The organism is Rubritalea sp. (genome assembly GCF_039830215.1).
Lineage (GTDB): Bacteria > Verrucomicrobiota > Verrucomicrobiia > Verrucomicrobiales > Akkermansiaceae > Rubritalea.
On the sequence record NZ_JBDOPO010000292.1, the window covers coordinates 1 to 8,156 of the forward strand.

The 8,156-nt window shown below is 48.4% G+C and carries 12 protein-coding genes; 2 read left to right on the forward strand and 10 right to left on the reverse strand.

The features are described 5' to 3' along the window. Positions 1–56 precede the first annotated feature (56 nt). From ABGY95_RS09675 to ABGY95_RS09720, 10 genes are all read right to left on the reverse strand, one after another. Positions 57–650, reverse strand: a complete 594-nt coding sequence (locus tag ABGY95_RS09675) for a hypothetical protein (protein ID WP_347441475.1) — start codon at positions 648–650, stop codon at positions 57–59. Positions 651–700: 50 nt separating this feature from the next. Further along, positions 701–1,003 carry a hypothetical protein gene (locus ABGY95_RS09680; RefSeq protein ID WP_347441476.1) on the reverse strand — a complete coding sequence of 101 codons (303 nt, stop codon included), beginning with the start codon at positions 1,001–1,003 and terminating at the stop codon, positions 701–703. A gap of 81 nt (positions 1,004–1,084) precedes the next feature. Then, positions 1,085–1,588 carry a DUF3500 domain-containing protein gene (locus tag ABGY95_RS09685; RefSeq protein WP_347441477.1) on the reverse strand — a complete coding sequence of 168 codons (504 nt, stop codon included), beginning with the start codon at positions 1,586–1,588 and terminating at the stop codon, positions 1,085–1,087. Between the two features lie 49 nt (positions 1,589–1,637). Further along, the gene (locus ABGY95_RS09690) at positions 1,638–2,234 is read right to left on the reverse strand and encodes a 3'-5' exonuclease (protein ID WP_347441478.1); all 597 of its coding nucleotides are present in this window, start codon (positions 2,232–2,234) and stop codon (positions 1,638–1,640) included. A 7-nt stretch (positions 2,235–2,241) separates the two neighbouring features. Continuing rightward, positions 2,242–3,393 (reverse strand): hypothetical protein, encoded by a 1,152-nt coding sequence (locus tag ABGY95_RS09695; RefSeq protein ID WP_347441479.1) that lies wholly within the window; start codon positions 3,391–3,393, stop codon positions 2,242–2,244. 101 nt (positions 3,394–3,494) lie between these two features. After that, positions 3,495–3,824, reverse strand: coding sequence for a hypothetical protein (locus ABGY95_RS09700; protein ID WP_347441480.1), 330 nt, complete (start codon positions 3,822–3,824; stop codon positions 3,495–3,497). A gap of 116 nt (positions 3,825–3,940) precedes the next feature. Further along, entirely contained in the window at positions 3,941–4,351 is a 411-nt protein-coding gene (locus tag ABGY95_RS09705; RefSeq protein ID WP_347441481.1) for a sigma-70 region 4 domain-containing protein, read from the reverse strand. After that, positions 4,275–4,661, reverse strand: a complete 387-nt coding sequence (locus ABGY95_RS09710) for a hypothetical protein (RefSeq protein ID WP_347441482.1) — start codon at positions 4,659–4,661, stop codon at positions 4,275–4,277. Before ABGY95_RS09710 ends, ABGY95_RS09705 begins: the two co-directional genes overlap by 77 nt. Before the next feature lie 96 nt (positions 4,662–4,757). Next, a complete protein-coding gene (locus tag ABGY95_RS09715) occupies positions 4,758–5,372 on the reverse strand; it encodes a hypothetical protein (RefSeq protein ID WP_347441483.1) in 615 nt (204 codons plus the stop codon). Positions 5,373–5,381: 9 nt separating this feature from the next. Continuing rightward, the gene (locus ABGY95_RS09720; protein WP_347441484.1) at positions 5,382–5,612 is read right to left on the reverse strand and encodes a hypothetical protein; all 231 of its coding nucleotides are present in this window, start codon (positions 5,610–5,612) and stop codon (positions 5,382–5,384) included. Positions 5,613–5,809: 197 nt separating this feature from the next. On the opposite strand from ABGY95_RS09720, the gene trpE reads away from it, so the two are divergent. Both trpE and pabA read left to right on the forward strand, forming a co-directional pair. Continuing rightward, positions 5,810–7,312: an anthranilate synthase component I gene (gene trpE, locus ABGY95_RS09725; RefSeq protein ID WP_347441485.1), complete on the forward strand. Its 1,503-nt coding sequence runs from the start codon at positions 5,810–5,812 to the stop codon at positions 7,310–7,312. Between the two features lie 11 nt (positions 7,313–7,323). Beyond that, positions 7,324–7,887: an aminodeoxychorismate/anthranilate synthase component II gene (gene pabA / locus ABGY95_RS09730; RefSeq protein WP_347441486.1), complete on the forward strand. Its 564-nt coding sequence runs from the start codon at positions 7,324–7,326 to the stop codon at positions 7,885–7,887. The last annotated feature ends 269 nt before the right edge of the window (positions 7,888–8,156 follow it).

Here is an 8,156-nt window from a genome sequence, read left to right on the forward strand (position 1 = left end):
AGCCTCTTTTGGATTCCTTAAAATTTGGTGGGCAATTTGTGGTGAGCCGAATTTATTCAGTGCCTGGATTCTAAGTTTGATCGCTTCTTTGAGTCAAAGATTGGAAGGGCGCTATAGCCTTTGAACGCAGATTCTATAGTGTACACAAATATCACGTCTTGCTCTTTGAGTGGGAGTATATTGTGGTACGCCTTCATGCACTTATCCTTAAAGAAGTCCTGTTGGTAGTTCTCTATCGCTAGTCCTATTATTCCGAGAGGGTGCTCCTTAGATGCTTCTTTAAGTAGTGTGATTGCGAGGGCTCTATTTTCAGGTATCTTTCGCTGATCGTAGAGGCAAGATGCGTGAACCGTTTTTCCTAGGGTACTACCTTTTTCGCCAGCTAGTTTGGAACGTTCGTAAATTTTTTGGATGTCGTACTTGCAATGATTTTTACCATGCTTTGAGCAATAGGCACATTCAGCTAAGGCATCCGAACCGTTAGTTTTTAGGCCTGCAGCCATTTTCTCTTGAGACCACGGCTTGCCGTTCCATTGCCCGTCAATCACAGCACCCAATGATTCTGCTGGTAGTGCGCAAAAAAAGAATAGGAGTAGAAGGGGGAGGGTGTTTCTAAATTTGATTAGAGCTTGGTATAAAGTTTGAGACACGTAGGCAAACTACAGTGAGCTAATTATTTATAACGCTCAAAGATGGCGATCTAGTTAGGTTTTATCCAGAGACTCATGTGGATGTGGCCGCTGCTTGCTTGGTAGTCCCAAACCATGCCGGGAAGTCCGCATTTGAAGTCCCACTTTCCACCGTCGATACAACGCTTGGTTGGGGGCTCGTTATAAAATGCGATACGTGACTTTTTGAGGCCGCCACGGCTGAGATGAAGAGTCTCAATTTTTTGACGGACGGCTGGAGTGAATATGCTGAGTCGTTGGTTCCATGTGTTGGCTAGTTGGGCCTGAGCCAGTGGATTGAGTTTGGCGAATTCAGAGCTTTGACCTTTAGCCATGGGGCGGCTAGCGACCGCTTTCTTGTTTTTTATCAAGACGGATGGGTCATTGATGGTTTGCCAGAGTTTGAGCAATGCGTCTTAGTCCTTTTTCCATAGCTCTGGAGGATTGGCGCCTAAAAGGATGGGGCCAAATTCGTTGAGTTCACCTTCTGCCACCGAGAAGTTGACTATGGTGAGGTGATGCTCAGCGAGTAGGAATGCGAAGTCTTCTTTTTTTCTAGGGTCATCAAAGCAAGCAATAAAGTACTTGCCGAGCCCTGCGTCACCATCTTGTTTCGCTACTTTATTAGCCATTTCCCAACCTTCGTTAGAGAGGACGAGCTTTATGGTGGATCCGAATAACGCTCGTTGTTTCTCGCTGAGATCCTTGATCTGAATGCCCGCTCGTTTGCCTCCATTGTACTGCATTTTCCAACGCAGTGGGTCGTCATTCGATAATAAGCATTGCTTATTTTGTGCCGCATCGAGGCTGTCTAAAAAGAGGCCAGTTTGTTTAGCAAAGAGAGTGTCGAAATTCTCAGCGGATAACTGAGTACATAGGCACAGGGAGAGCGCTATGATGTGGCGAAAGAGTTTATTCATAAAGGGGGAACGTAATGGGAACGGGAATGGGATTCCAAAGCTATTTTTATTAGCCGCGGAGTTTATGCCAGATGCGAGTATCTGGGTTCTCTAAATGACTGATTGGCTCGTTTGTTAGATCGAAGTCTACGATGATTTTCTCCAAGAGAATGATCGATGCCACTGCGTCGTAGAGCGCGTCATGCCAGGTTTTTTCTGGGACAATCTCAGTCACTTTGCTTTCGAGTCCGAGTGCTTTACAAAGGTCGCCAAGCGAGTGGCTTGGTAACTCTGGCCATGCGGCTCTGGAGAGCTGTAGGGTATCGATCCATGGACCAAATCCGTGGCCAGGGAATGCGTGAAGGAAACGTTTTTCTGTGCCATGACCGTGAGCGACCACCGCGCGCTGTTTGAGGCGACGCTTTATTTGGGGCCAAAGCAACATGAGTTTAGGGGCGTCACGCAGGTCTTCATGAGTGATGCCGTGGACTTTTTGAGCAGACCAAGTGATGTCTTGTACGTTGTGGATATAGGAAATCCAGGTATCGCTGACGCCTGTGTCAGAGCACCACGTGCATGTGCCAATTTGAACTGGCGCATCGGTCTTTCCTGGCGCTGTGCCCGCTGATTCGAAATCGATGGCGGTGAAAATAGTGTCCTTAATCATGGCTAAATTATTGCCTGGGAATCCACAACAGCATGGTGCTAGGGAAGGGGCTCTTGAGCGTGATGGTGTCCGAGTTTTCATCGGATGCAATACTGAATGCAAGACCGGATTGCGAGGAATGGAGTTGCATCATCGCTCCGGTGATGAGATACTTCTTCTTTAAGAATTGTCGGTTGTTGGTCCATTTTTCCTTGAGTGCCAATGTATAGAAGTGGTGCAGTCCGCTAAGTGCACGTTTAGAAATGTAGGCTTTTGCAGAACTTTCCTCAGGGAACCCAGCCCATGTTTTGGTGAATGCTGAGTCAGTTGTTAGGTTGTTGCCTGAGTCTTCTATCCGCTCGAACATAGAGATGCTACTCGCGATAGTGGTGGTGTTTTTGATCTCATCAAATGAAATGATCGGTTGGTAGCCAGCAATGGCATCGGAGAAGTAGGCTGGCAGTGTGTAGAGTTTACCCGTAGCCGTGACCTGCCTTTTGAATAACGCATTGCGGGTGGAGATGAAGTGGTTGAGGATAGCTTCGAGTATTTTGTGTGAGCCATCGACTCGAAGAGCGATGTGAGGTCTGCCAATGCTTTCTTTGCCGAGAAAGAGGGTTTCGTTGTCATCGAAATCGACACAGATGTGGATGGTTGGACGCGAGGATTGGAGAAATGTTTCCATCTCAATGCCCGCGATGCGTTGAGTTAAAAATGCCTCAGCTGCCGCAGGTGTCCCAATTTCTTTATGTAGTTCCCTAAGTAATGCTGGAAGTTGGCTGAGGTCGAGCGCCGCTTGAATAGCGATGTCGGTTGACTCGGGGGCTGCAAATGGTGTGTTGCTAGGGGGGGCTGATAGGGCGAAAATTCCCAGCTTTTTCCGATCAATGGAGATCTTGCTTAGCCATGTATCTTCGACTTGTCGGGTGCTGTGTTGGATAGTGTCGAGATCTTTGAGTCCTAATACTGTAGTGACTCCCTCAATATCTACAGTCATTCCAGCGCCATCGTACGCACTCTGAATATATTTCTCTAGGGTTTTGAGAAATGGAGCGGCCGGCATTTTTGCTTCGTCGGCCGGGGCTACAGTCGTGCTACTCGAGGCTGCGGGTGATGGGGCCTCGGCATGACTGAGTATGCTAAGTAGTAAAAGAGCGGGAGCTATGAGTAGAGGTCGCATGGCTTATGTGCTCTAGTGTTGATGAAAATTTGTGGATCTCATAGCCCTTAGTTTAGAAAAGCGTATTTTAGAGGCTTTCTATGAGAGCTCATCAGAAAGTTCTAACTTGCTTGTGAGGGCTTATGAGGTAGGGCGCCTTGTGGAGCACTAGGCTCTGATGTTACGGGGATCAACTCTGAAAATTGAGTGGTCAAAAAGTGGAGTTTTTGCGTCACGCGTGTGATGCGCTTGCTCGTTTTGTTGACCTTTCCTGAGCTGGCGACGGTGAGGTCGTTAATGCCTTTGTGGAGCCTGCTTCCATCAAAACTAGGAAGCTTGAGAGAGAAGTCGATAGAGTCATTTACTTCTGCAACCTTGCGGGAGGAAGAGGTCTTCAGGTTACTTGACGATTGGGAGTTCCAGATAGTGATGCTAAAGATGAAAGAAGCCACAGTGCCATGTAAGATCCACATCGGCTTTCGAGTGTGGCTCTTCGTTTTAAAGTTGATTTCAGTGAGGATGGGATGTGTGAGCTGAGCATCACATCCGGCATCTTGCTGGTAGCTCGCTAGACTCTCTGAGCATCCAGAGCATTGCTGGATGTGGCTCTGGGGATCAGTTGGGAAGGATCAATCTTGGTCGAGGCAATCCGAAATCTGGAGCATGTGTTGGTCGCATTGATTTTCCATGGCTTTATAGATTGGTGGTTGGCTTGCTGGGAGGTGAGATGTTGGTCAACTAGAAGGTTTGATTTAGCGAGTGCCTTGCGAGCGCGGAAGAGAAAGATTTTGACATTTGCCTCAGATTTATCGAGAGTGTGGGCTATTTCTGAGATGCCTAGGTTTTCTTGGTATTTGAGCCATAGGGCAGATACTTGGTCTTGACTGAGAAGGCGTTTGGACTCATCCCAAAAAGAGTTGATATTGTTCGCGATGTTCGAGTTGCGTGCTGAGGCTGGCTGAGTCGAATTCCTCCTCATCTTCGCATACACCACAGGGTTCATTATCATAGTCTTCCATGCTTACTAGTGACTGAAGCAGTTCTCCGTGTTTAGTTGGCAGGGGTGTATTGTGGGCGAACTGGAGACCTAGATCCTCATTGGCGAGGCTGAAGGCAAAGCTATTGGAGGAATTAGTCAAACTCGTGACCAAGGTATCGATGAGTGGTTGGGCTGCTTTGAAGTCTTCATCGTCAATCCAGTCTTCTTTAACAGCAGTGGCGTAGATGTCTTTGAGCTCACTGACAATTTTTTGGGAAACGTAAGCCATGGAGTTTTCTTTGCTTGGCATATCTTTCCACGTGGCTAGGAATGCTGGATCGTCGATGAGTGGGCTTCCTGATTTGCTGGTGCTGTTGAGAAACTCCTCGGAGCTTGCAATCCATAGTTAATCCTTGTTGTTGTCGACCACGATGAATGGAAGGTATCCTTGTATCATGTCCTTGAATGTTGTTAGGAGTTTGTAGGTAACCACTCCTGCATCTTCTGTGCGTGTCATTGGCAGGCCATTGCTCTCAATGATTTTGTCACCTAATTTGTCCCAAATCCAATTGAGTCCGTCGATTCTACCGACAATTGCTGGGCGACCCATGCTTATTTCACCTAGGTCGAGTTTTGAGTTTTGATCGAAATCAATGGCCGGGGTGAGCGTGGCATTGGATTTTTTAAGCGCGTCTTCAATAGTGATACCAAGGGGCTCGATGTCTTTTTTGAGCTCGCTGTCCGCTTGCTCGGATTCACCCATTGTTGCCGCAAGTGAACGAATGAGTTCAGGCGACTTACTCAGATCGAGAGTGAGTTGAAATGCTAGATCAGTCCCTTTAGGGGACATCGTTGGAGCCTTGAATTTGCTGACTTTTCCGCCAAGCAGAAAAAAGAAGCCTTTGTTGCTACCTCCAGTTTCAATGTACGCTTGGTTGAGCCAAATGTCCTTTTTGAAGGTGCTGCTCTTGGCTAGGCTTTTGATGTCGCCTAGTCCTGAAAGCGCGATGACGTCTTTCACGTTGAAATTTTAAGGCACCGGTTCGCCGGTTTCCTGGGCGACTTCAATGAATTTTTCTAGGTAACTAGTGATGAGTTCGATGTCACCATCAACGCGATTGAGTTCAATGTGGCTGCCAGCAAGGTCTACCTTTGAGGCAGCAATGCTTAGTGATGGATTGATGTCGGCTGCCTGTGCCTGAAGCCCCGATGAACTGAGCATGAGAGCAGTGGGCAATGTGAGGAATGTGTATTGTTTCATTAAATTACGAATTGGAGTCTTTAAGGAGAATCTGTCCGAGTAACGCGATCTCTTTCTATGGGGACTTAGCTCTGGTGCAGCACTTGGTTACGAAAAAGGTTAAAAAATGCAGAATGCCGGTGGATATCCCATAGGAAATCCTTGTGTGAGCTTAATTCTCACTTGCAAGTTTTGGTTGGAGACGCATTGTTTGCGGCGTGAACCAACTGCCTGTAAAACCTGGTCTCGACGAGTTTCGTACGCTTTCAAAGCGCGGAAATGTCGTTCCTGTGTATGCTCAGCTCGCTGCCGACTTCGAAACTCCAGTCTCCGCGTATCTTAAGATCGCCGGTGAAAATGGAGCATTCTTGTTGGAGAGTGCTGAGAGTACTGACGCTGGTGGTCGCTATTCTTTCGTAGGTAGTGAGCCCCGCGCCGTCTTTAAAGCGTATGGAAAAGAGATAGAGTGGCAAGTGGGTAACGATACTCAATTTTTCACAGCTGAGCAGGACGTGCTCGCTGAGCTCGAAAAACTCATGGCTCCCTACAAGCCCGTGACCCACGGCGATGCTCCTCCGTTCTACGGTGGCATGGTCGGTTACTTAGGTTACGATGCCGTGCAGCAATTTGAGCCAACAATCACGGAGGTGCCCGAGGATGATTTAGGCCTTCCTGATGCGGTGTTCATGCTGGCGGACAGTATGCTTATTTTTGATCACAAACTTCGCCGTTTGTTGGTTGTCTCGAACGCTTTGCTCGATGCTTTTGAATCTCCAGAGGCAGCCTACGCAGATGCTGTGGCGAAGATTCAGGCATTGATTCAGAAGCTCGACGAATCAGTTCATGTGGCTCCACTCAATGGCTTGGTGGAATATGCTAAGCCAGAAGCGAGGAGCAATACGACGCAAGACGAGTACGAGGCAATGGTGCTAAAGGCTAAGGAATACATCGCTGCCGGTGATGCGTTTCAGGTTGTGCCGAGCCAGCGCTTCGAGGCTGACTACTCTGGTTCCCCAGTGAATCTCTACAGGGCACTGCGCCATGTGAATCCATCTCCATACATGTTTATTCTCCAGCTCGACGGGTTTTCGTTGGTGGGGAGTTCACCGGAAGTGCATGTGCGCTCGGTCAAAGGACGCATCGATATCCGACCGATCGCTGGCACGCGCTGGAGAGGGAAGACTGATGAGGAGGACGACGCGCTCGCTGCTGATCTTCTTGCTGACGCGAAAGAGTGCTCTGAGCATTTGATGTTAGTTGATCTAGCAAGAAATGATGTTGGACGCATAGCTAAGCACGCCAGTGTTACCGTTGATGATTTCATGATTGTTGAGCGCTATAGTCACGTGATGCACATTGTGTCTAACGTGCACGGCGACCTAGCAGATGGGCACAGTGCCTACGATGTTCTACGCTCCACATTCCCGGCTGGCACGGTGAGTGGAGCGCCAAAGATCCGCGCAATGCAGATCATCAATAGCCTTGAGAAGAGCAAGCGTTGCAGCTACTCGGGGGCGGTTGGTTACTTCGGCTGGGACGGGAGTCATGACGGCTGCATCACGCTGCGGACTTGCTTAGTCAAAGACGAAAAAGTCTACGTGCAGGCTGGTGCTGGCGTGGTTGCTGATAGCAATCCAACCTACGAGTTTGAAGAAACTCGCAACAAGGCGATGGGCATGCTGCGTGCAGTAGAACTCGCAAAAACTATCAAGAGCGAATAACCGAACGAACCATGCTTTTAGTAATCGATAACTACGACTCCTTTACCTACAATCTCGTCCAGTATTTTGGCGAGCTTGGTCAGGAAATGAAGGTGGTGCGTAATGACAAGTTCAGCATCGCAGACATCGAGGCGCTCGCGCCGACGCATATCTGTATTTCGCCCGGTCCTTGTACCCCTAATGAAGCGGGAATTAGCTGTGAAGTCATCAAGCACTTCGCTGGCAAAATTCCTATCTTCGGGGTGTGCCTTGGACACCAATCCATTGGTCAAGTTTTTGGTGGTGAGGTGATCCGAGCTGAGCAATTGATGCACGGAAAAACTTCTCCTGTCCTCCATCATGGAAAGAGTGTTTTCAAGGGGCTACCTAGCCCTTTCACTGCGACGCGCTACCATTCGCTAATCGTCAAGCGTGAGACGCTTCCCGATTGCTTGGAGATCACAGCTGAGACAGAAAATGGAGTGATCATGGGCTTGCGCCACAAGGAAATGGAAATCCACGGCGTGCAGTTCCACCCAGAGTCGATCCTTACCGAACACGGCAAGGACATGCTCCAAAATTTCTTGGATATCTAAATTTTAACCACAGGAGGCACGGAAACTACAGAAGAACCAGAGTAGTGTTATACGCGGATTCTTTTTTTACACTTTCTATAAATTCTGCGTTTTCCGTAGTTCCCCCCCCTACACAACCCAATCCATTAGTACGATTGGTGGTAAAAAAAAACATTCGCGGTCAAATAAACATGAGCCTAACACAGTCAGATATCAAAGCGGCTTTACCCAACTCGGGGCTCCGAGAGGGGGCGCAATGGTTGTTTTCGCCAAAGCCCTTTGTGTTGAGC